Origin of the sequence: Streptomyces sp. HUAS YS2 (assembly GCF_033343995.1) — a bacterium.
Classification (GTDB): domain Bacteria; phylum Actinomycetota; class Actinomycetes; order Streptomycetales; family Streptomycetaceae; genus Streptomyces; species Streptomyces solicathayae.
The window spans coordinates 4,207,887-4,228,829 of sequence record NZ_CP137573.1 but is presented as its reverse complement, the minus strand read 5'-3'; the positions used below and the strand labels follow the sequence as shown (position 1 = coordinate 4,228,829).

General features: G+C 71.0%; 22 protein-coding genes and 3 tRNA genes. 14 read left to right on the top strand and 11 right to left on the bottom strand.

Annotated features, from left to right (window positions below):
• Positions 1-79 precede the first annotated feature (79 nt).
• Positions 80-153: transfer RNA gene (locus tag R2D22_RS19510), tRNA-Asp, on the top strand.
• 229 nt (positions 154-382) lie between these two features.
• Positions 383-631, top strand: a complete 249-nt coding sequence (locus R2D22_RS19505; protein WP_318105258.1) for a DUF6274 family protein — start codon at positions 383-385, stop codon at positions 629-631.
• Between the two features lie 311 nt (positions 632-942).
• On the opposite strand, the gene bldC is transcribed toward R2D22_RS19505, so the two are convergent.
• Both bldC and R2D22_RS19495 read right to left on the bottom strand, forming a co-directional pair.
• Positions 943-1,149: a developmental transcriptional regulator BldC gene (gene bldC, locus R2D22_RS19500; protein WP_003949541.1), complete on the bottom strand. Its 207-nt coding sequence runs from the start codon at positions 1,147-1,149 to the stop codon at positions 943-945.
• A 571-nt stretch (positions 1,150-1,720) separates the two neighbouring features.
• Positions 1,721-2,563 (bottom strand): DUF8083 family protein, encoded by an 843-nt coding sequence (locus tag R2D22_RS19495; RefSeq protein WP_318105256.1) that lies wholly within the window; start codon positions 2,561-2,563, stop codon positions 1,721-1,723.
• A gap of 157 nt (positions 2,564-2,720) precedes the next feature.
• Between R2D22_RS19495 and R2D22_RS19490 the strand changes: the two genes are divergently transcribed.
• Both R2D22_RS19490 and R2D22_RS19485 read left to right on the top strand, forming a co-directional pair.
• The gene (locus tag R2D22_RS19490; RefSeq protein ID WP_318105254.1) at positions 2,721-3,803 is read left to right on the top strand and encodes a Leu/Phe/Val dehydrogenase; all 1,083 of its coding nucleotides are present in this window, start codon (positions 2,721-2,723) and stop codon (positions 3,801-3,803) included.
• A gap of 299 nt (positions 3,804-4,102) precedes the next feature.
• On the top strand, positions 4,103-4,357 hold the full coding sequence (locus R2D22_RS19485) for a DUF3073 domain-containing protein (RefSeq protein ID WP_318105252.1): 255 nt from the start codon (positions 4,103-4,105) through the stop codon (positions 4,355-4,357).
• A 171-nt stretch (positions 4,358-4,528) separates the two neighbouring features.
• Here the strand turns inward: R2D22_RS19485 and purM are convergent, their stop codons facing one another.
• Both purM and purF read right to left on the bottom strand, forming a co-directional pair.
• Entirely contained in the window at positions 4,529-5,608 is a 1,080-nt protein-coding gene (gene purM / locus R2D22_RS19480; protein ID WP_318105250.1) for a phosphoribosylformylglycinamidine cyclo-ligase, read from the bottom strand.
• A gap of 44 nt (positions 5,609-5,652) precedes the next feature.
• Positions 5,653-7,179: an amidophosphoribosyltransferase gene (purF, locus tag R2D22_RS19475; protein ID WP_318105249.1), complete on the bottom strand. Its 1,527-nt coding sequence runs from the start codon at positions 7,177-7,179 to the stop codon at positions 5,653-5,655.
• A gap of 299 nt (positions 7,180-7,478) precedes the next feature.
• On the opposite strand from purF, the gene R2D22_RS36140 reads away from it, so the two are divergent.
• The gene (locus R2D22_RS36140) at positions 7,479-7,571 is read left to right on the top strand and encodes a putative leader peptide (protein ID WP_411977046.1); all 93 of its coding nucleotides are present in this window, start codon (positions 7,479-7,481) and stop codon (positions 7,569-7,571) included.
• Between the two features lie 197 nt (positions 7,572-7,768).
• The gene (locus R2D22_RS19470) at positions 7,769-9,184 is read left to right on the top strand and encodes a sulfatase family protein (RefSeq protein ID WP_318105247.1); all 1,416 of its coding nucleotides are present in this window, start codon (positions 7,769-7,771) and stop codon (positions 9,182-9,184) included.
• A 116-nt stretch (positions 9,185-9,300) separates the two neighbouring features.
• On the opposite strand, the gene R2D22_RS19465 is transcribed toward R2D22_RS19470, so the two are convergent.
• Together R2D22_RS19465 and R2D22_RS19460 are read right to left on the bottom strand one after the other, a co-directional pair.
• A complete protein-coding gene (locus tag R2D22_RS19465) occupies positions 9,301-10,113 on the bottom strand; it encodes an META domain-containing protein (protein ID WP_318105245.1) in 813 nt (270 codons plus the stop codon).
• 38 nt (positions 10,114-10,151) lie between these two features.
• Positions 10,152-10,940, bottom strand: coding sequence for a maleylpyruvate isomerase family mycothiol-dependent enzyme (locus tag R2D22_RS19460; protein ID WP_318105244.1), 789 nt, complete (start codon positions 10,938-10,940; stop codon positions 10,152-10,154).
• Positions 10,941-11,028: 88 nt separating this feature from the next.
• Between R2D22_RS19460 and R2D22_RS19455 the strand changes: the two genes are divergently transcribed.
• The gene (locus R2D22_RS19455) at positions 11,029-11,433 is read left to right on the top strand and encodes a nuclear transport factor 2 family protein (protein ID WP_318105243.1); all 405 of its coding nucleotides are present in this window, start codon (positions 11,029-11,031) and stop codon (positions 11,431-11,433) included.
• Here R2D22_RS19455 and R2D22_RS19450 read toward each other — a convergent pair.
• From R2D22_RS19450 to purS, 5 genes are all read right to left on the bottom strand, one after another.
• A complete protein-coding gene (locus R2D22_RS19450) occupies positions 11,421-12,251 on the bottom strand; it encodes a M23 family metallopeptidase (protein ID WP_318105242.1) in 831 nt (276 codons plus the stop codon). The two genes, R2D22_RS19455 and R2D22_RS19450, sit on opposite strands and share 13 nt — an antisense overlap.
• A gap of 32 nt (positions 12,252-12,283) precedes the next feature.
• Complete coding sequence (locus R2D22_RS19445; protein ID WP_318105241.1) at positions 12,284-12,784, bottom strand: ArsR/SmtB family transcription factor; 501 nt, start codon at positions 12,782-12,784, stop codon at positions 12,284-12,286.
• A gap of 104 nt (positions 12,785-12,888) precedes the next feature.
• Positions 12,889-15,138 carry a phosphoribosylformylglycinamidine synthase subunit PurL gene (gene purL / locus R2D22_RS19440; protein WP_318105240.1) on the bottom strand — a complete coding sequence of 750 codons (2,250 nt, stop codon included), beginning with the start codon at positions 15,136-15,138 and terminating at the stop codon, positions 12,889-12,891.
• A complete protein-coding gene (gene purQ / locus R2D22_RS19435) occupies positions 15,138-15,818 on the bottom strand; it encodes a phosphoribosylformylglycinamidine synthase subunit PurQ (RefSeq protein ID WP_318105239.1) in 681 nt (226 codons plus the stop codon). The genes purL and purQ overlap by 1 nt, the downstream gene beginning before the upstream one ends.
• On the bottom strand, positions 15,815-16,060 hold the full coding sequence (gene purS / locus R2D22_RS19430; RefSeq protein ID WP_318105238.1) for a phosphoribosylformylglycinamidine synthase subunit PurS: 246 nt from the start codon (positions 16,058-16,060) through the stop codon (positions 15,815-15,817). Before purS ends, purQ begins: the two co-directional genes overlap by 4 nt.
• 317 nt (positions 16,061-16,377) lie before the next feature.
• On the opposite strand from purS, the gene R2D22_RS19425 reads away from it, so the two are divergent.
• From R2D22_RS19425 to R2D22_RS19395, 7 genes are all read left to right on the top strand, one after another.
• Positions 16,378-16,710, top strand: coding sequence for a histone-like nucleoid-structuring protein Lsr2 (locus tag R2D22_RS19425; RefSeq protein WP_318105237.1), 333 nt, complete (start codon positions 16,378-16,380; stop codon positions 16,708-16,710).
• A 112-nt stretch (positions 16,711-16,822) separates the two neighbouring features.
• Positions 16,823-16,894: transfer RNA gene (locus tag R2D22_RS19420), tRNA-Gly, on the top strand.
• 97 nt (positions 16,895-16,991) lie between these two features.
• Positions 16,992-17,064 (top strand) — tRNA-Gly (locus R2D22_RS19415).
• Between the two features lie 155 nt (positions 17,065-17,219).
• Complete coding sequence (locus R2D22_RS19410; RefSeq protein ID WP_318105236.1) at positions 17,220-18,200, top strand: ABC transporter ATP-binding protein; 981 nt, start codon at positions 17,220-17,222, stop codon at positions 18,198-18,200.
• Positions 18,197-18,967: an ABC transporter permease gene (locus tag R2D22_RS19405; protein ID WP_318105235.1), complete on the top strand. Its 771-nt coding sequence runs from the start codon at positions 18,197-18,199 to the stop codon at positions 18,965-18,967. Before R2D22_RS19410 ends, R2D22_RS19405 begins: the two co-directional genes overlap by 4 nt.
• Positions 18,968-18,994: 27 nt before the next feature.
• On the top strand, positions 18,995-20,329 hold the full coding sequence (locus tag R2D22_RS19400; protein ID WP_318105234.1) for a sensor histidine kinase: 1,335 nt from the start codon (positions 18,995-18,997) through the stop codon (positions 20,327-20,329).
• Complete coding sequence (locus tag R2D22_RS19395; protein ID WP_318105231.1) at positions 20,326-20,934, top strand: response regulator transcription factor; 609 nt, start codon at positions 20,326-20,328, stop codon at positions 20,932-20,934. Before R2D22_RS19400 ends, R2D22_RS19395 begins: the two co-directional genes overlap by 4 nt.
• The last annotated feature ends 9 nt before the right edge of the window (positions 20,935-20,943 follow it).

Sequence of the window (20,943 nt, the reverse complement as noted above, 5' to 3'; positions counted from 1 at the left end):
GTGACCCCGTGAGCGGGACCTCGCCGTCGGTGAGTTCGACCAGACCCCCTGACCTGCTGTACAGTCTGAATCGCAGCGAGGTCCTGTGGAGCAGTTGGTTAGCTCGCCACCCTGTCAAGGTGGAGGTCGCGGGTTCAAGTCCCGTCAGGATCGCAGAAACGAAGGCCCGTACCAGAAGGTGCGGGCCTTCGCCGTGCACCGAGGTCGCGCCACGCGGCGGAGCCGCGAATCGACACAGCAAGTCCCGTCAGGATCGCAGTGAACGGCCGAAGGCCCGCACCGGAAGGTGCGGGCCTTCGTCGTATGCCCGGGCGTCTTGACGGGGTCATCGGCCGCCGGTACCCCGGATGCAGGGACGCGGGGCCCACAGCGGAGGTGGCGCATGGCGGCTGCGGCGACGGCGAGGCACGAGACCGGCGCGCTGCTGCGCGCGCATCTGGCGGCCGCGTCCCGGTACGGGCACGTCACACGCACCTGTCCGGTCTGCCATCGCCTCCTGCGCCTCGCCATGGAGCTTCCGGAGGTTCCGAAGCCCTCCGAGCCTCCCGCACCCCCGCCGGCCGCGGACGGGACCGAGAGCGGGACCGAGGACGAGGTCGAGGGCGGGGCCGAAAGTCCCGCCGACACGTGACCAAAGGCGTGTTGGGCGCCGCCCCTCCGGTGGAAAGCTTGTTCCGAGAGGGGCTCCACCAGTGTGACGCGCATCACTGAAGCAGTTTCAGGAACCGCTTCACTTACACCCTCCCTACAGCGGGCCCATTTAATATGTGCAATTGCACCACTCTCGCCGGCCAACAAAAAGATCGCGCTGGACCCGGCGGAGTCCAGCGCGATCGTTGACGCAGAGCCTGTTGGGGCAGGCACCCGTCGGCAGAGCTTGGGGTGGGCGAGCCGGATTGGGGGACCCGGAAATGCCCGGTGTTACGGGGTGTTGCAGGTGTGTCAGGCCTCGCTGCGCTGCTGCGGGATACCCGCCAGCAGTGCGCGGACCTCTGCCTCGCGGTAGCGGCGGTGCCCACCCAGCGTCCGGATGGACGTGAGCTTGCCCGCCTTCGCCCAACGGGTCACCGTCTTCGGGTCCACGCGGAACATCGTGGCAACCTCGGCGGGGGTCAGCAGCGGCTCGGCATCAGGGGTGCGAGCGGTCATGAGCGGCCTCCTCGGGAGAACCGAACCATCTCGGTTCTTTCCTCTAAATTCTGCACCTTGACCCGCGTTGCCCGAAATGGCGGACGCGAGCCGAGTCGGTTATAGGACGAACGGCTTGTCCTCGGCACTACAACTACACCATCTGTCCAGCCACGTCGGCCAAACCGATGGAATTGCCCTCTCAGGTGTCCATCAGCGGCGGAAGCCGATGGACCATGCCATAACGGACAGTCACGTCACAGTGACGATCAGTCACAGAGCGATCAGGAGCCACTAGACCCCCCATAGCGTGCAATGCTGAAGATTCCACCCATACTTGGGCGGAAGGAACCCTCCCCGGACTCCTTGTCCTATTTTGGCACGAGGGTGGGCGATGGGCGCAAGGGTGCACTAAGTGCTGTCCGTCACGCTTGAGCCAAAGGCCCGGATCGGGACCTACGTCCCGCACACACGTACCCCAAGGGCCTGGAGTCCTTAAAGATCATTTACAGGACGCACGCACCGCTTGTCGACGGTTCCTCGATCAACAGTTCGCTAACGAGTGACGTACGGCACTCCCCCGGCGCCGCCGTCAGTTCGCGAACTGCCGGTCCCGGACCGCCCGCCAGCGCTCCATCAGCCGCCCGTACGCCTCGCCCGCCGCCTCGCCGTCCCCGTCGCGCAGCGCCGCGATCCCCTCGGCCACGTCCGCCGCCGACCGGTCCGCCTCCAGCAGCGCCCCCGGCAGCGCGTGCACCAGGCCGCCGTAGTCCAGCTCCACCAGCGAGCGCGGGTGGAACTCCTCGAGCCAGCGGCCGACGTCCACCAGACCCTCCGTCAGCGGCCCCTCGTCGATCGTCTCCCGGAGCGTCCGCAGCGCCCGGGCAAGGCGTCGCCGCGCCTGCACCATCGGCGTCCGGTACCGCAGCACCGGGGCCGCCTCCGCTTCCGCGGGGACGTACTCGCGCTCCTCGTCGGCGAAGAGCACGAACCAGCGCACCGGCACCTCCCAGACGGAGGTCCGGATCCACGGCCGGGCGTCCGGGTTCCGCTCCCGCCACGCCTCGAAGTCCGCCACCGCCTGTTCCCGCACCACCGGCGGGAGCATCACGTCGAGCAGCGGCGCCGGCAGCGACTCCACCAGCTCCGTCATCGCCAGCCAGCCCCGCAGCCGGGTCCGCCACGGGCACACGCAGACCACCCCGTCCACGGACGCGACGAAGGCGTCGCCGCTCTCGTGCACCGGCACAGGGACGGGCGGCGTCGGCGCCAAGTCCGCGAGCGAGCGCCGGAGTTCGTCCTGCGCCGTGGGGGTCTCGGCCCGCCGCGCGTACTGCGCCCAGTGCCCCCGCTCCGGCTCGGGGAAGGCCGCCAGCGGCTCGTACACACGCAGGTAGGAGGCGTACGGGACGCGCACGGAGGAGACGACCGACATGTCGCAAATCCTTCCACGCGGGTACTCCTGGAGGGGGTGATCCTGAGCACTGCGGCGGATCTACGCACCCGTAGGACTTACCCTCTTGCCCAACCGGTCCCTCCCCACCCCTTGGAGGGGCCTCATCACCGCCGCTTCGTACTTGGGAGTCACCACCGTGACCGATGTGACCGACGGCGTCCTGCACACCCTGTTCCACTCGGAGCAGGGAGGCCACGAACAAGTCGTGCTGTGCCAGGACCGCGCCTCCGGCCTGAAGGCCGTCATCGCCATCCACTCCACCGCTCTGGGCCCGGCCCTCGGCGGCACCCGCTTCTACCCGTACGCCTCCGAGGCCGAGGCCGTCGCCGACGCGCTGAACCTCTCGCGCGGGATGTCGTACAAGAACGCCATGGCCGGCCTGGAGCACGGCGGCGGCAAGGCCGTGATCATCGGCGACCCGGAGAAGATCAAGTCGGAGGAGCTGCTGCTGGCCTACGGCCGGTTCGTTGCCTCCCTCGGCGGCCGGTACGTGACGGCCTGCGACGTCGGCACCTACGTGGCCGACATGGACGTCGTCGCCCGCGAGAACCGCTGGACCACCGGCCGCTCCCCCGAGAACGGCGGCGCCGGCGACTCCTCGGTGCTCACCGCCTTCGGCGTCTTCCAGGGCATGCGGGCCTCCGCGCAGGCCGTCTGGGGCGACCCGACGCTGCGCGGCCGCAAGGTCGGCGTCGCGGGTGTCGGCAAGGTCGGCCACTACCTCGTCGAGCACCTCCTGTCGGACGGCGCCGAGGTCGTCGTCACGGACGTCCGCGAGGAGTCGATCCGCCGGATCACCGACAAGCACCCGCAGGTCACCGTCGTCGCCGACACCGACGCGCTGATCCGTGTCGAGGGCCTGGACGTGTATGCGCCGTGTGCGCTGGGTGGCGCCCTGAACGACGACACCGTGCCCGTGCTGACCGCCAAGGTGGTCTGCGGCGCGGCCAACAACCAGCTCGCCCACCCGGGCGTCGAGAAGGACCTCGCGGACCGCGGGATCCTCTACGCGCCGGACTACGTGGTCAACGCCGGTGGCGTGATCCAGGTGGCCGACGAGCTGCACGGCTTCGACTTCGACCGCTGCAAGGCGAAGGCGACGAAGATCTTCGACACCACCCTCGAGATCTTCGCACGTGCGAAGTCCGATGGCGTTCCGCCGGCCGCCGCGGCCGACCGGATCGCCGAGCAGCGGATGGCCGAGGCACGCCGCGGCTGAGCCTTGACAGGGCCGGCCCGCCGGATTCGTTTGGACGTTCGTCCAGAGCGAGAGATGACTCACGCCGGTCGGCGGGTCGGCCCTCGAGAAGAGGTTAAAATCGCGATTGACCAGCGAGGACGGGGCTCCTCGTAGGTTCTGCACCAGGGCATGTGATGCGGGCGGCGTACCGTATGGCCACGGAAGCAGGTACCGTTGAAGCCCTACGGGCCGGTCTCTCTGTCGAGAGTCCGTTCCGAATCATGAACGCGTGTCAAGACTCTGGGGCCGTCGAGCCCCGTCACCGAGGGGGTCGAGCCATGGGGCGCGGCCGGGCAAAGGCCAAGCAGACGAAGGTCGCCCGCCAGCTGAAGTACAGCAGCGGCGGGACTGACCTGTCGCGTCTGGCCAACGAGCTGGGCGCATCGACTTCGAACCAGCCGCCGAATGGCGAGCCGTTCGAGGACGACGACGAGGAAGACGACCCGTACGCGCAGTACGCGGATCTCTACAACGAGGACGACGAGGACGAGGACGACGAGTCCGGTCCTGCGGCGTCCCAGCGTCGCGCTTGACCTCGCACTGATCTACACCGAACCCGGTCCGGGATCTCCCGGACCGGGTTTCTGTGCGCTCCGGGTCCGGGCGTTCGACGTCCCGACGTGCGACGCCCTGACGTGCGAAGACCGCGAGGCCTGCGAGGACGGGGCGGGCCGCCCCGGTGTCCCGGGACGACCCGCCGCGCGTCAGTTCGCGTAGTCGCCGACCAGCTCCGCGCCGGTGGCGTGGTCGCCGCGCTCGGTGATCTCGCCGGCGACCCAGGACTCCACGCCGCGGTCCGCGAGCGTGGCCAGGGCCACGTCGACGGAGTCGGCGGGCACCACGGCCATCATGCCGACGCCCATGTTCAGGGTCTTCTCCAGCTCCAGGCGCTCGACCTGTCCGGCCTTGCCGACCAGGTCGAAGATCGCGCCCGGGGTCCAGGTCGAACGGTCGACCGTGGCGTGCAGCCCGTCCGGGATCACCCGTGCCAGGTTGGCGGCCAGGCCGCCGCCCGTGATGTGGCTGAAGGCGTGCACGTCGGTGGTCCGGGTGAGCGCCAGGCAGTCCAGCGAGTAGATCTTTGTCGGCTCCAGGAGCTCCTCGCCCAGCGTCCGGCCCAGCTCCTCGACCCGCTGGTCGAGGGTCATGCCGGCGCGGTCGAAGACCACGTGACGGACGAGCGAGTACCCGTTGGAGTGAAGACCGGACGAGGCCATCGCGATGACCGCGTCACCCGTACGGATGCGATCCGGGCCGAGCAGCCGGTCGTACTCCACGACACCCGTGCCCGCCCCGGCGACGTCGAAGTCGTCCGGGCCGAGCAGGCCCGGGTGCTCCGCGGTCTCGCCGCCGACCAGCGCGCAGCCGGCCAGGACGCAGCCCTCGGCGATGCCCTTCACGATGGCGGCGACCCGCTCGGGGTGCACCTTGCCGACGCAGATGTAGTCGGTCATGAAGAGCGGCTCGGCGCCGCAGACGACGATGTCGTCCATGACCATCGCGACCAGGTCGTGGCCGATCGTGTCGTACACGCCCATCTGGCGGGCGATGTCGACCTTCGTGCCGACACCGTCGGTCGCGGAGGCGAGCAGCGGCCGCTCGAAGCGCTTGAGGGCGGAGGCGTCGAAGAGGCCGGCGAAGCCGCCGAGGCCGCCGAGGACCTCGGGGCGCTGCGTCTTCTTCACCCACTCCTTCATGAGCTCGACGGCGCGGTCGCCCGCCTCGATGTCGACGCCCGCGGCGGCGTAGCTGGCGCCGCCCGCGGCACCGGTGGTCTCAGTCATGGTGATGAGAGCTTTCGTGTCGTACTGCGGGTTGCAGCGGAGTCTTACGGGCGACGCAGGGCGTCGGCGGCCGCGGTGGCAGCGGGTCCCGCCGCCAGCTCGGTCTCGAGGAGCTGCTTGCCGAGCAGCTCCGGGTCCGGCAGCTCCATCGGGTACTCGCCGTCGAAGCAGGCCCGGCAGAGGTTCGGCTTGGCGATGGTGGTCGCCTCGATCATCCCGTCGATGGAGATGTACGAGAGCGAGTCCGCGCCCAGCGACTTGCCGATCTCCTCGACCGACATGCCGTTGGCGATCAGCTCCGCGCGGGTGGCGAAGTCGATGCCGAAGAAGCACGGCCACTTCACCGGCGGGGAGGAGATCCGGATGTGGACCTCGGCGGCGCCCGCCTCGCGCAGCATCCGGACGAGGGCCCGCTGGGTGTTGCCGCGGACGATCGAGTCGTCCACGACCACGAGCTTCTTCCCCTTGATGACTTCCTTCAGGGGGTTCAGCTTCAGCCGGATACCGAGCTGGCGGATGGTCTGCGAGGGCTGGATGAAGGTCCGGCCGACGTAGGCGTTCTTGACCAGGCCGGCGCCGAACGGGATGCCGGAGGCCTCCGCGTAGCCGATCGCGGCCGGGGTGCCGGACTCCGGCGTCGCTATGACCAGGTCGGCCTCGACCGGCGCCTCCTTGGCGAGGCGGCGGCCCATCTCCACGCGGGAGAGGTAGACGTTCCGGCCGGCGATGTCGGTGTCGGGACGCGCCAGATACACGTACTCGAAGACACAGCCCTTGGGCTTCGCTTCCGCGAATCGAGAGGTGCGGATGCCGTTCTCGTCGATCGCGATCATCTCGCCCGGCTCGACCTCGCGGACGAAGCTGGCGCCGCAGATGTCGAGGGCGGCGGACTCGGACGCGACCACCCAGCCGCGCTCCAGACGGCCGAGGACCAGCGGGCGGATGCCCTGCGGGTCACGGGCCGCGTAGAGCGTGTGCTCGTCCATGAAGACGAGGGAGAAGGCGCCCCGGACCTCGGGGAGGATCTTCGCGGCGGCCTGCTCGATGGTGAGCGGCTTGCCGTCCTCGTCGACCTGGCCCGCGAGCAGCGCGGTGACGAGGTCGGTGTCGTTGGTGGCGGCGACCTGGGTGGAGCGCCCGTCCTTCTTGGGAAGGTCGGCGACCATCTCGGCGAGTCGCGCCGTGTTCACCAGGTTGCCGTTGTGGCCGAGCGCGATGGAGCCGTGGGCGGTCGCCCGGAACGTCGGCTGCGCGTTCTCCCACACGGATGCCCCGGTGGTCGAGTAGCGGGCGTGACCGACCGCGATATGACCTTGGAGGGAACCGAGAGAGGTCTCGTCGAAGACCTGGGACACGAGGCCCATGTCCTTGAAGACGAGGATCTGGGAGCCGTTGCTGACCGCGATTCCCGCGGATTCCTGACCCCGATGCTGGAGGGCGTAGAGCCCGAAGTACGTGAGCTTTGCGACCTCTTCACCCGGAGCCCAGACACCGAAGACGCCACACGCGTCCTGGGGGCCTTTCTCGCCGGGGAGCAGATCGTGATTGAGTCGACCGTCACCACGTGGCACGTTCCCGAGTGTAGGCGAGATCGACCACTGGTCCGAATTGGGGAACCTGCGGGAGTGCGCAGGTAGTGCGATCGCACGAGGTGATCCACCGGCGTACGCGGGAGCGGGCCGCGGGGCCCGCACCCCTGGTGGGAAAAGGGGTCCACGGGGTCCGCGGTGGACGGGCAGCGAGGAGAGCGGACGCTCGTACGGGGCCCGGGACCTTCCAGGAGTGTGACGGAGTTCGCAACCGGGACGCGTCCCGGGGACCGAGACGGCCGGTTGACAGGTCCACGAGGCGTCGGCGAGGCTCACCGATCATGCAGCCCCTCCGTGACCGGATGGTCACCCTTGTGGAGCGCCGCCACGTCGACCTGGTCCGTGTCGCGAGCGCCATCTGTCGCTGCGCGTAAGCAGTTCCCCTGGCCGCCTCCCCGGCAGGCCCGCACCCGCCTCGTCGGGTCGATCCCTCCCGCCACCGTCCCGGCGGAGTACTCCCAGCCCTGAGTTCCGGCGTCCCCGACGCGCCCGCGTCCGTCCCCGCGGGCCGCCGCGTCGCGCCCTCCCCTGCCCGCGCCTCCCCGCGCGGGCACTCCCAAGGAGCACCCGTATGTCCTCGCACGCCCAGAGACTGTCCCGTCGCGCCCTCGGCGGGGCCGCCGTCGCCGGGGCGGCCGCCGCCGCGCTCGGCGCCGCCGGCTCCGGCACCGCGCAGGCCCAGGAGCAGGCGGGGGAACGGCCGTTCCGCGCCGCGGCCCCCGCGCGCTCCGGCCCGCGCCCCAACATCCTCTTCATCCTCGGCGACGACCTCGGCTGGGCCGACCTCTCCTCCTACGGCTCCCCCGACATCCGCACCCCGCACCTCGACCGCCTCGCCCGCCAGGGCGTCCGGTTCACCGACGCGTACTCCGGCTCCGCGACCTGCTCCCCGACCCGGTTCAGCCTCTACACCGGCCGCTTCCCCGGCCGGACGAAGGGCGGGCTCGCCGAGCCGATCGCCGACAAGTCCGTCGGCCTGGAGCCGACCCACCCCACCCTCGCCTCGCTGCTGCGCGACTCCGGGTACGCCACCGGCCTCATCGGCAAGTGGCACTGCGGCTACCTCCCGGACTACTCCCCCACCCGGTCCGGCTGGGACGAGTTCTTCGGCAACTTCGGCGGAGCCCTGGAGTACTACTCCAAGCTCGGCCTCGGCGGCGAGTACGACCTGTACGAGGGCGACGCCGAGTACAAGGACCTGCGCTACTACACCCGGATCCTCACCGAGCGGGCGAGCGAGTACGTGAGCCGGGACCACGACCGGCCCTGGCTGCTCAACCTCAACTTCACCACCCCGCACTGGCCCTGGATCGCCGACGGCGACACCGAGGAGAGCGCCGAGATCGTCCGCCGGATCAAGGCCGGCGACCGCAGCGCGCTCTGGCACCAGGACGGCGGCTCCCTCGCCAAGTACAAGGAGATGGTCGAGGACCTCGACCGCTCCGTCGGCGAGGTGCTCCAGGCCCTGAAGCGCTCCGGCCAGGAGCGGAACACCCTGGTCTTCTTCGCCAGCGACAACGGCGGCGAGCGGTTCTCCTACAACTGGCCGCTCTCCGGCAACAAGGGCTCCCTCCAGGAGGGCGGCATCCGCGTCCCGGCGCTCCTGCGCTGGCCGGCCCGGATCGACGGCGGGCAGGTCAGCGACCTGCCGGTGTTCACGCCCGACTGGACCGCCACCCTCCTCGAGCTGGCCGGCGCCCGGCCGCACCCGGCGTACCCGCTGGACGGCACCAGCCTGGCCGGCCACCTGCTGCGCGGGACGGACGTGCCCGAGCGGGACCTGTTCTGGCGGGTGCGCGGCGAGCGCGCGCTGCGGCGCGGCGACTGGAAGTACTACCGCGGCAAGACCGGCCGCGACCAGCTGTTCCACCTGTCCGAGGACGTCCGGGAGCAGGCGGACCGGGCCCCGTACGAGAAGGAGCGACTGGCGGAGCTGCGGGCCGCCTGGGAGGCGGTGAACGCCGGCCTGCTGCCGTACCCGGCCTGAGGATCGGCACTCGGTGAGCCGGGGGCTCGGTCCCCGGTGAGCCGGGGGCTCGGTCCCCGGTGAGCCGGGGGCTCGGTCCCCGGTGAGCCGGGGGCTCGGTCCCCGGTGAGCCGGGCTCAGTCCTTGGTGACCGGCTTCGTGGCCGCCGCGACGCCCGTGCCGTCCGGTGCGGTGAGGGTGAGCGAGCGGACGTGGAGGCCGTACGTCGCCCTGCTCTCGAAGACCTTCGACATCGCCTCCTCCACCTTCATCTGCGGCGGGGCGCACACCATCCGCGTGGAGGCGAGGCGGCCGAACGTGATCGTGGAGCCGGAGACGGTGGCCGTGGTGCTGAAGCGGTTGCAGCCGAGGTTTCCGGTGACCTTGCCGTCCTCCGCGATGACGAAGTGCGCCCGGCCCTCGGTGCCGGCGGGCAGCGAGGAGGCGGTGTCGCCGGAGACCAGCGACTCGACGGTCCACTTCGTGCCCTTGAGCGGGGCGGGCGGCTGGGAGCTGAGGACGAGGGTGTCGCCGTCCGAGCGGGTCAGGGTGAGGGTGTCGCCGTCGACGACGGCCTTGAACCTGCCGTCGAAGGTCTTGTGCAGCAGCGTCTCGAAGCTCTGCAGCGACGCGTCGCAGCCCATCTCGGTGGTCTCGCCGAGGGTGACGGTGAGGGTGTCGCCCCTCACCTCGGACTCGCCGCCGAAGTGGTTGCAGCCGGAGTTGCCGGAAGCCCGGCCGTCCTCGCCGAACTCCACGTACGCGCCGGGCGGGGCGGTCGTCTTCTTTCCGTCCACGGTGAGCGTGTCGAAGGTCCAGCGGACGTTGGCGACGAACGCGTCGGAGCCGACCGCCCCGGCCCCGCCCCCCGACCCGGTCTCGGTGCCGCAGGCGGTGAGCAGGACGAGCGAGGCCAGGGCGGCGGCTGCGGTGACGATCGGCTTCTGCATGCCGATGGGACGGAGCCGCCCCCGTACCGGTTCCCCCGTCAGCCCATCAGGGGCAGCAGCCCCGCCAGGTCCGCGCGCTCGCCGCTCGCGCTCACCCGGGCCGCCGCGCGTTCCGTCGCGAAGTCCGTACGGCCGGTGGCCAGCCGGATCCAGGTCAGCGGGTCGGTCTCGACCACGTTCGGCGGGGTGCCGCGGGTGTGCCGGGGCCCCTCCACGCACTGGACCACGGCGAAGGGCGGCACCCTGACCTCGACCGCGCCGCCCGGGGCCTTCACCGCCAGCGCGTCCGCGAGCAGCCGGGTGCAGGCGGCGAGGGCCTGGCGGTCGTACGGGATGTCGAGCCCGGTCGCCGCGTTCAGGTCGTCGGTGTGGACGACGAGCTCGACGGTCCGGGTGACCAGGAAGTCGGCGAGCCGCATCGCGCCGAAGCGGGTCGGCACCAGCCGGTCGTCGGACGTGCCGGCCAGCCGCTCGGTGTACCGCTCCGCCGTCGCCGCGTACAGCGCCGCCAGGTCGCCGGTGTCGATCGCCCGGGTGTCCTCGTCGACCTGGGCCGCCGCCGTGGCCGTGGCGAACGGCCAGTCCAGAAGCGTCAGCTCCTGCTTCGCCGGCTCGGGCTCGGCGAGGTACCGGGCGACCGCACCGACCGCCATCGTCAGGTGCGCGGCCAGTTCCCGTACCGTCCACTCGCCCAGCCGGGTCGGCCCGGCGAGCTGCTCGGGCGTGAGCGCGGCGACGGCCGCCCGTACGTTCTCGAACTGCGCGAGCACGGCGGCCCGGGTCCTGGCGGAGTCGTACGAACGCGTGCGCTTCTTGGCAGGTGGCATGGGCCCGAGGCTAGTCCGGTCGCCGTGTGGCAGGGCCGTAACCCCCGGCGGAGACTGAAGAGAAGGCTACGAGAGGGGCTGAACGACCATGGCGGAACACCCTCACGCCGCGCTGGTGCGCAATGGCTACGAGGCCTTCGGCGCAGGAGACATGGAGACGCTCGCCGGGCTGATGACGGGCGACTGCGTCCACCACTCGCCCGGCGAGAGCCAGATGTCCGGGCACTTCAAGGGCCGCGACAACATCCTGGCCCACTTCGGCCAGCTCATGGAGCTGACCCACGGCACCTTCCGCGTGGAGCTGGAGGGCGTCTATCCGGACGGCCGCGGCCACGTGATGGCCGTGCACAAGTGGCACGCGGACCGCGGTGACCGGGGCATCGAGATGAAGGGCGGCCTCTTCTTCACGATCGTCGGGGACAAGGCGACCGACGTCGACGAGTGCGTCGAGGACATCGACGAGTGCGACGCCTTCTGGGGTCAGGCCGAGTAGGCGGCGCGTCCGGCTTCGAACGTCTCCCCGTTCTTGGGCACCCCCACGCCGCTCCAGGTGAACGGCACGCCGCGGGCGGTGTCCAGGTCCGGGCCGTCCATCAGCTGGAAGTGCACGTGCGGCTCGGTGGAGTTGCCGGAGTTCCCGCAGCGGGCCAGCTCCTGGCCGGCGGTGACGCGGTCGCCGGGGCGCACGGCCAGGGAGCCCCGCTGGAGGTGCGCGTACATCGCGAACGTCCCGTCGCCCAGGTCGAGGACGAGGTGGTTGCCGGTGACCCGGTGGGCGCCGAGCAGCGCACGGGCCGCGGACTCGACCAGCATCAGGTAGAGCACGGCGGGCAACGAGTTGCGGCTCAGGTGGTCGCGCTGCCCGTCCTCTGCGTGGACGACGGTCCCGTCGGCGACGGCGAGCAGCGGCGCGCCGAACGCGGGGAAGTCCCGGTTGTGCCGCACGACCGGCCAGAACGCGGCGAACGCGGGACGGGCCCGCTCGTCGGACTCGGCGACGATGTCGATCGCGTACGTCTGGCCGTACTGGTGCGTGCCGTGGCTGGGCGTACGGTCGGCCGGGCTGTTCAGCGCCGACCAGCGGCCGGTGACCGGGGGCAGCACCTCGACCGGCTCCCGCGCCGACAGGGCCGCGACCTCCCGGCGCGCGGTCACCACCAGCCCGAACCCGAGTGCGGCGGCGACGAGCGCCGGCAGCCAGCCGGCCCAGTACGGGTAGGGCAGGTCGACGAAGACCGAGGCGATCGCCTGCCCGGCGAACAGCAGCCACAGCGCGCGGTGGAGCATCACCGCGACCTTGCGTACGGACATGAACGTTTCCCCCTGAGAACCTGTGCGTGCGGTCAGGGACGGGCCGCCGTCAGCAGCACCAGGAGCGGGACGACCCGCGCCCCCGGCACCTCGTGGCGTCCGCGTCCGGTGGTGTGGAGCCAGCCGGCGGCAGTCAGTTGCCGCAGGTGGTGGTAGATCTGGCCGGTCGTGCCGATCTCCTCCAGCTCCGCCAGTTCGGCGGCGGTCCGCCGGCCGCCGAGGATCTCCCGCAGCAGCCGGAGGCGTACGGGATGGCCGAGCGCGGCGAACGAGTCGGCGGCCTCGGACCAGTCGCGGTCGAGCAGGTCCTCGGTGAGCGCGCCGAACTGCCACTCGTACCGCTCCGCGGTGGGCAGCGCCACCGCGCCGGTGAACAGCACCCCGCCGTCCGACGATCCGGTCTCGGCGAGCTGCGCCTTGAGACCGTCCAGTGCCCAGAAGTCGCCCTCGGTGGGCGCGTGTTCCGTGCGCCCGGCGCCCTCCAGGGCCGCCATGCGCCGCTCCAGCTCGGCGACGCGCTCTTCCAGCTCCATGGATACGAGATTACGTAATCACGTAATCTCGTGCAACTCTCCCGCACGGGAAACGCGAGGAGGCCCCCGCCTTTCGGCAGGGGCCTCCTCGGTACCGCGATGCGTCAGGCCAGCAGGCCCGGGATCGTCGCCTCGTGCGCGGTGCGCAGCTCCTCCAGGGAGAGCGCGAACTCGCCCTGGACGTCGACGGCGTCACCGTCGACGACACCGATGCGGGTGGCGGGCAGACCCCGCGCGCCGCACATGTCGGTGAAGCGGAGCTCCTCGCTGCGCGGGACGGCGACGACCGCACGGCCCGCCGACTCGCTGAAGAGGAACGTGAAGGCGTCCAGGCCCTCGGGGACGACCAGGCGCGCGCCGTTCCCGCCGCGCAGGCAGGACTCGACGACCGCCTGCACGAGACCGCCGTCGGACAGGTCGTGCGCCGCGTCGATCATGCCGTCGCGGGACGCCGAGATCAGGATCTCGCCGAGCAGCTTCTCGCGGTCGAGGTCCACGGCCGGCGGCATGCCGCCGAGGTGCTGGTGGATCACCTCGGACCACGCCGAGCCGCCGAACTCCTCCTTGGTGTCGCCGAGCAGGTAGAGGAGCTGGCCCTCTTCCGCGAAGGCGATCGGGGTGCGGCGGTTGACGTCGTCGATCACACCGAGCACGGCCACGACCGGCGTCGGGTGGATCGCGACCTCACCGGTCTGGTTGTACAGCGACACGTTGCCGCCGGTCACCGGGGTGCCGAGCTGCAGGCAGCCGTCCGCGAGACCACGGGTGGCCTCGGCGAACTGCCACATGACGGCCGGGTCCTCGGGCGAACCGAAGTTCAGGCAGTCCGAGATCGCCAGCGGCTTGGCGCCGGAGGCGGCGACGTTGCGGTACGCCTCCGCCAGCGCGAGCTGCGCGCCGGTGTACGGGTCGAGCTTGGCGTACCGGCCGTTGCCGTCCGTCGCCATCGCCACGCCGAGGTTGGTCTCGTCGTCGATCCGGACCATGCCCGCGTCCTCGGGCTGGGCCAGCACGGTGTTGCCCTGCACGAAGCGGTCGTACTGGTCCGTGATCCAGGACTTCGAGGCCTGGTTCGGCGACGAGATCAGCTTCAGGACCTGGTCCTTCAGCTCGGCGCCGGTCTGCGGGCGGTCCAGCTTGCCCGCGTCGTCCGCCTGCAGCGCGTCCTGCCACTCGGGGCGGGCGTACGGGCGGTGGTACGTCGGGCCCTCGTGGGCGACGGTGCCCGGGGGCACGTCCACGATCAGCTCGCCGTGCCAGAAGATCTCCAGGTGGTCGCCGTCCGTGACCTCACCGATGACGGTGGCGGTGACGTCCCACTTCTCGCAGATCTCCATGAAGCGGTCGACGTGCTGCGGCTCGACGATCGCGCACATGCGCTCCTGCGACTCGCTCATGAGGATCTCCTCAGGAGAGAGCGTCGCGTCGCGCAGCGGCACGGTGTCCAGCTCGACGCGCATGCCGCCGGAGCCCGCGGAGGCCAGCTCGGACGTGGCGCAGGAGAGTCCGGCGCCGCCGAGGTCCTGGATGCCCGCGACGAGCTTCTCCTTGAAGATCTCCAGGGTGCACTCGATGAGGAGCTTCTCCTGGAACGGGTCGCCGACCTGGACCGCGGGGCGCTTGGTGGGCTTGGTGTCGTCGAAGGTCTCGGACGCGAGGACCGAGACGCCGCCGATGCCGTCGCCGCCGGTGCGGGCGCCGTAGAGGATCACCTTGTTGCCGGGGCCGGAGGCCTTGGCGAGGTGGATGTCCTCGTGCTTCATCACGCCGATGCAGCCGGCGTTGACCAGCGGGTTGCCCTGGTAGCAGGAGTCGAAGACGACCTCGCCGCCGATGTTCGGCAGGCCCAGGCAGTTGCCGTAGCCGCCGATGCCGGCGACGACACCGGGCAGCACGCGCTTGGTGTCGGGGTGGTCGGCCGCGCCGAAGCGCAGCGGGTCGACGACCGCGACCGGGCGGGCACCCATGGCGAGGATGTCGCGGACGATGCCGCCCACGCCGGTGGCCGCGCCCTGGTAGGGCTCGATGTACGAGGGGTGGTTGTGCGACTCGACCTTGAAGGTGACCGCGTACCCCTGGCCGACGTCGACGACGCCCGCGTTCTCGCCGATGCCGACGAGCATGGCGTCGTTGTCGGGGACCTTCTCGCCGAACTGCTTCAGGTGGACCTTGCTGCTCTTGTACGAGCAGTGCTCGGACCACATGACCGAGTACATGGCGAGCTCGGCGCCGGTGGGACGGCGGCCGAGGATCTCGCGGATGCGCGCGTACTCGTCCTCCTTGAGGCCGAGCTCCTTCCAGGGCTGCTCGCTGTCCGGCGTCTCGCTCGCGTGCTTGACGGTGTCGAGGCTCATCAGGCGTTGACCAGCTTCTTGAGGATCGAGGTGAAGAAACCGAGCCCGTCGGTACGGCCCGTACCGATCAGCGGCTCGACGGCGTGCTCCGGGTGCGGCATGAGGCCGACCACGTTGCCCGCGGCGTTCGTGATGCCCGCGATGTCGCGGAGCGAGCCGTTCGGGTTCATGTCGAGGTACCGGAAGGCGACCCGCCCCTCGGCCTCCAGCTCGTCGAGCGTGCGCTCGTCGGCGACGTACCGGCCGTCCATGTTCTTGAGCGGGACCTGGATCTCCTGGCCCTGCTCGTAGTCCACGGTCCACGCGGTGTCCGCGTTCTCCACCCGCAGCTTCTGGTCGCGGCAGATGAAGTGCAGGTGGTTGTTGCGCAGCATCGCGCCCGGCAGCAGGTGGGCCTCGGTGAGGATCTGGAAGCCGTTGCAGATGCCGAGGACGGGCATGCCCGCCTTCGCCTGCTCGATGATCGTCTCCATCACCGGCGAGAAGCGGGAGATGGCTCCGGCCCGCAGGTAGTCGCCGTAGGAGAAACCGCCGGCCAGGACCACGGCGTCGACCTGCTTCAGGTCCTTGTCGCGGTGCCACAGCGAGACGGGCTCGGCGCCCGCGAGGCGGGCGGCGCGCAGGGCGTCCTGGTCGTCGAGAGTCCCAGGGAAGGTGACGACTCCGATGCGAGCGGTCACGACTCCACCTTCACGGTGAAGTCCTCGATCACGGTGTTGGCGAGGAAGGTTTCGGCCATCTCATGGATGCGGGCGAGGGCGGCCTCGTCGACCGGACCCTCCACCTCCAGCTCGAAGCGCTTCCCCTGACGGACGTCGGCGATCCCCTGGAACCCGAGGCGGGGCAGTGCACGCTGCACCGCCTGTCCCTGCGGGTCGAGGATCTCCGGCTTGAGCATGACGTCGACTACGACGCGTGCCACTGGCACTCCCGGTGGTGTGTTGCGTGGGCGGTTCCATCAGCGTACCTGCCTCCAAATTCTACGCGAGTAGACTTTTGGAGGAGCACACAAAGGCCACCAAGAAAAATCCACGTGAAAAATCGCGGCGCCCATTGCAGCCGGCGTGACACGCTGATGGAATTGCCGGGGCTTCACGATGTCGTGCCAACCGCTGTACAAAGGAATGCAGAGGAAAGCCGCATTGCCCCTCGACCGCCGGAGAATCCGGCATCGCCGCACGTCAGGCCAGCCCAACAGGCAGGCGGGACGCGACGAACCGCAGGAAAGGACCGATATCCGTGGCGCAGCGCGTAGTGGTCACGCTCTTCGACGACATCGACGGCGGAGAAGCGGCGGAAACGGTCACGTTCGGCCTCGACGGTAAGACGTACGAGATCGACCTCAATCCCGCCAATGCAAAGAAACTGCGCAAGGTCCTGGCCCCGTACGTCGCCGCCGGACGAAAGCAGGCCGCCGGACGTACCGCCCCGGCCGCGAAGCCCCGCACGGTCACCGCGCTGGCCCCCGACCCGGCCGCCGTCCGCGCCTGGGCGCAGTCCAACAAGATGGAGGTGCCGGCCCGCGGGCGGATCCCGAAGCGGGTCTACGAGGCGTTCCGCGAGGCCAGTTGAGCCGACCCGCTGACACTCCGCCAGGAAGCGATTTGCCATGCACCCCCGCCGATCGGCTAGAGTCTGGATCACGCCGAGGGGCGAGGCCGACAGGCCGGACCTCACGCAGCGTGCGGGTGTAGTTCAGTAGCAGAACATCCCCCTTCCAGGGGGAAGGCGCAGTGTGCAATTCCTGTCACCCGCTCTGCATCGCATTACCGACCACTCCGGTGGATCAGGTACAGTGGTGCTCGCACCGCCCAGCGGCCTCTCTCACGGAGAAGCTGACGGTCGGAAGCAATGCGGACGTGGCTCAGTTGGTAGAGCATCACCTTGCCAAGGTGAGGGTCGCGAGTTCGAATCTCGTCGTCCGCTCGGCTGTAACAGCATGTCGCTACCGCGACGTGGAAAGGCCCCGGTTCTTCGGAACCGGGGCCTTTGTCGTGTGTTCGCACCCCATGACATTTGTCATGAGCACCCGTGACAGCGCGCACTGCTGTACGACCCCGTCCGCCGGAAGTCTTGTGGTCATGACGAACGTGATCGAGGCGGACGGCCTCCACCGGACCTACTCCGGCGGCTTCGAGGCCGTGAACGGGATCTCCTTCGCCGTGCCCCGGGGCGAGATCTTCGCCCTCCTCGGGACCAACGGCGCCGGCAAGACCTCCACCGTGGAGCTCCTCGAAGGCCTGGCCAGGCCCACCGCCGGCACCGTCCGGGTGCTCGGCCACGACCCGTACACGGAGCGGACCGCCGTCCGCCCGCGGATCGGCGTGATGCTCCAGGAGGGCGGCTTCCCGTCCGAGCTCACCGTGGCCGAGACCGTACGCATGTGGGCCGGCTGCACCACCGGGGCCCGGCCCGCCGGCGAGGCCCTGGAGATGGTCGGGATGGCCGGCCGCGCCAAGGTCCGGATCAAGCAGCTCTCCGGCGGCGAGCGCCGCCGCCTCGACCTCGCGCTCGCCCTGCTCGGCCGCCCCGAGGTGCTCTTCCTCGACGAGCCGTCCACCGGCCTGGACGCCGAGGGCCGTCGCGACACCTGGGAGCTGGTCCGCCGGCTGCGCGACGGCGGGACGACGGTGCTCCTCACCACGCACTACCTGGAGGAGGCCGAGACCCTCGCCGACCGGCTGGCGATCATGCACAAGGGACGCATCGTCACCTCCGGCACCCCCGCCGAGGTCACCGCGGAGCGGCCCGCGCGGATCCGGTTCCGGCTCCCCGAGGGCGTCGGCGCGGAGCGGCTGCCGCTCGGACTGCGGGCCGCCGCGGACGGGCCGCGGGTGGAGATCCGTACGCACGAACTCCAGGACGCGCTCGGAGCGCTGCTCGCCTGGGCCGCGGAGAAGGGCGTACGGCTCGACGCGCTCGACGCGCGCTCCGCCTCCCTGGAGGAGGCCTTCCTGGAGATCGCCTCCCGCGCCGACGACCCGACCGGCTTCCGTACGGACACCGCGTCCGCCTCCCGTACCCCCGACTCCCGCACCGCCGACCTGGAAGAGATCCGATGACCGCCACCGCCGCGCGCCTGACCGCCCTCGGGCGGGCCGAGCTCACCCTGCTCTCGCGCAACCGGAACAACCTGTTCATCGCCCTGCTCATGCCGGTGCTGATGATCTTCCTGCTGCGCCAGTCGCTCTCCGGCCTGGACGACGACAAGGTCCCGATGGGCATCGGCGGGGCGACCCTCGTGGGCGGCACCGGGATGGTGCTGATGCTCGTCGTCTACATGAGCCTCGTCTCCACCCTCGTCGCCCGCCGCGACGAGCTGGTCCTGAAGCGGCTCCGCACAGGAGAGGCCCGGGACATCGAGATCCTGGCCGGCGGGGCGCTGCCGGCCACCGTGATCGCCCTGGTGCAGTGCGCCGTGCTGACCGTCGCCGGCCCGTTCGCCCTCGACACGGCCGCCCCGGACCGCCCCGACCTGCTGATCCTCGGCGTGCTCGGCGGCATCGTCCTGCTGGCCGCGCTGGCCACCGTCACCACGGTGATCACCCGGTCCGTCGAGAGCGCCGGGCTGACCACGCTGCCGTTCTTCCTGGTCTCCTCGGTCGGCTCGGGGCTGATGCTGCCCGCCGGCTCGCTGCCGGACCCGCTCGCGGCGGTCTGCTCGCTCCTCCCGCTGAGCGGCGTGATGGACCTGATCCGGGCCGGCTGGCTCGGCGTCGCCGAGGTCGGGGCGAAGGACCTGCTGGGCGCCGGCATCACGACGGTGGCCTGGATCGTGCTGAGCGTGTTTGCTGTCCAGCGGTGGTTCCGCTGGGAACCGCGGCGCTAGGGGTACGCGAGAACAGGGGGGTCGGCCGTGTCCAGGCTGACGGGGTGGTGGAGCGGCCGCAGCAGCGCGGCCAAGGTGGAGCTGTACACGCGGTGGACCTTCCACCTCTTCATCCTGCTCGAGGTCACCGGCGTCGGGTTCGTCCCGCTCACCAGCCACGCGCACGGGGATCTCGGCACCGGACCGGCCCTGGCGGTCGCCCTGCTGGTCGTGGTGCTCGCCGCGCTCTGCGGGCTGCTCAGCTCGCGCGCCATCGACTGGCAGCTCGACCGGCGGGAACGCCCGGTGCGGCTCATGGCCGTGGTCGCCGGGCTGACCGCGGTCGGCGCGCTGACGCTCATCACGCTGCAGTCCACGCGCACGCTCACGGACCCGGGGGTCGCCGGCGCCGTCGTCGTCGGCTCGTCCGCGTTCACGCTCGGATCGGTCGCCCTGTGCATCCGGTCCACGCGGCAGATGGCCGGCACCGTGCTGGTCGCCTCGCTCGGGTCCGGGCTCGCGGCGCTCGTCCTCGGCCTGGACTGGCCGCAGGTCCTCGCCTACCCGCTCGGGGTCGCACTGAGCGGCGGCAGCCTCGTCGCCGCCTGCGGGTTCTCCGGCTGGCTGCTGCGCACCGTCTGGGAGCTGGAACGGTCCCGGGACCTCAAGGCCCGCCTGGCCGTCGCCGAGGAGCGGCTGCGGTTCGGGCGCGACCTGCACGACGTCATGGGCCGCAACCTGTCGGTGATCGCGCTCAAGAGCGAGCTGGCCGTTCAGCTCGCGCGGCGCGGGCGGCCCGAGGCCGCGGTGGACCAGATGACCGAGGTACAGCGGATCGCGCAGGAGTCCCAGCGCGAGGTGCGCGACGTCGTACGCGGCTACCGCGAGGCGGACCTGCGGGTCGAACTGGAGGGCGCGCGCGGCGTGCTGGCCGCGGCGGGCATCACCTGCGCGATGGATCCCGCCGGGATCGAGCTGCCCGGCGAGGTGCAGTCGGCGCTGGGCTGGGTGGTCCGCGAGGCCACCACGAACGTGCTGCGGCACGGGGACGCGCGGCAGTGCCTGATCTCGCTGCGCGAGGAGGACGGTGCGGTGCTGCTGGTCGTCGAGAACGACGGCGTAGGGGACCCGGCGGACCCCGCGGATCAGTCTCCGGCGCGGCGCCCCGGCTCCGGCCTCGCCGGCCTGCGCGAGCGCCTGGCGGCCGTCGGCGGAACGCTGGAGGCGGCCCCGGAGACGGGCGGCCGATTCCGCGTGACGGCCCGAGTGTCGCTGACAGGTGGACTGTTGGACGCAGAGGGATCCGTACCCGAGCCCGTTCCCCCGGGCATTGCGGACGCCGTCGGCGCGGTGCCGTCGGCGCGGAAGGAGAACGTTTCATGACCGTGCGCGTGCTGCTCGCCGACGACGAGCATCTGATCCGCGGCGCGCTCGCCGCGCTGCTCGCGCTGGAGGACGACCTCGTGGTCGTCGCGGAGGCCGCGTCCGGGCCCGAGGCACTGGCCATGGCGCTCGCCCACGAGCCGGACGTCGCGGTGCTCGATCTGCAGATGCCGGGGGCGGACGGTGTGAGGGTCGCCACATCCCTGCGCGACCGGCTCCCCGACTGCAAGACCATGATCGTGACCAGTCACGGACGCCCCGGGCACCTCAAGCGGGCCCTCGCCGCGGGCGTCCGGGGCTTCGTCCCGAAGACCGTCAGCGCCCAGCGGCTCGCCGAGATCATCCGCTCCGTCCAGGCCGGAAACCGCTACGTGGACCCGGAGTTGGCGGCCGACGCGATCTCCGCCGGCGACTCCCCGCTGACCGCCCGGGAGGCCGAGGTGCTGGAACTGGCGGCCGACGGGGCGCCCATCGCGGAGATCGCCGAGCGCGCCTCGCTCTCCCCCGGCACGGTCCGGAACTACCTCTCCTCGGCCGCTGCGAAGGTCGGTGCGGAGAACCGCCACACGGCGGTGCGTCTCGCCCGGGCGAAAGGTTGGGTATAGTTGGCGCAG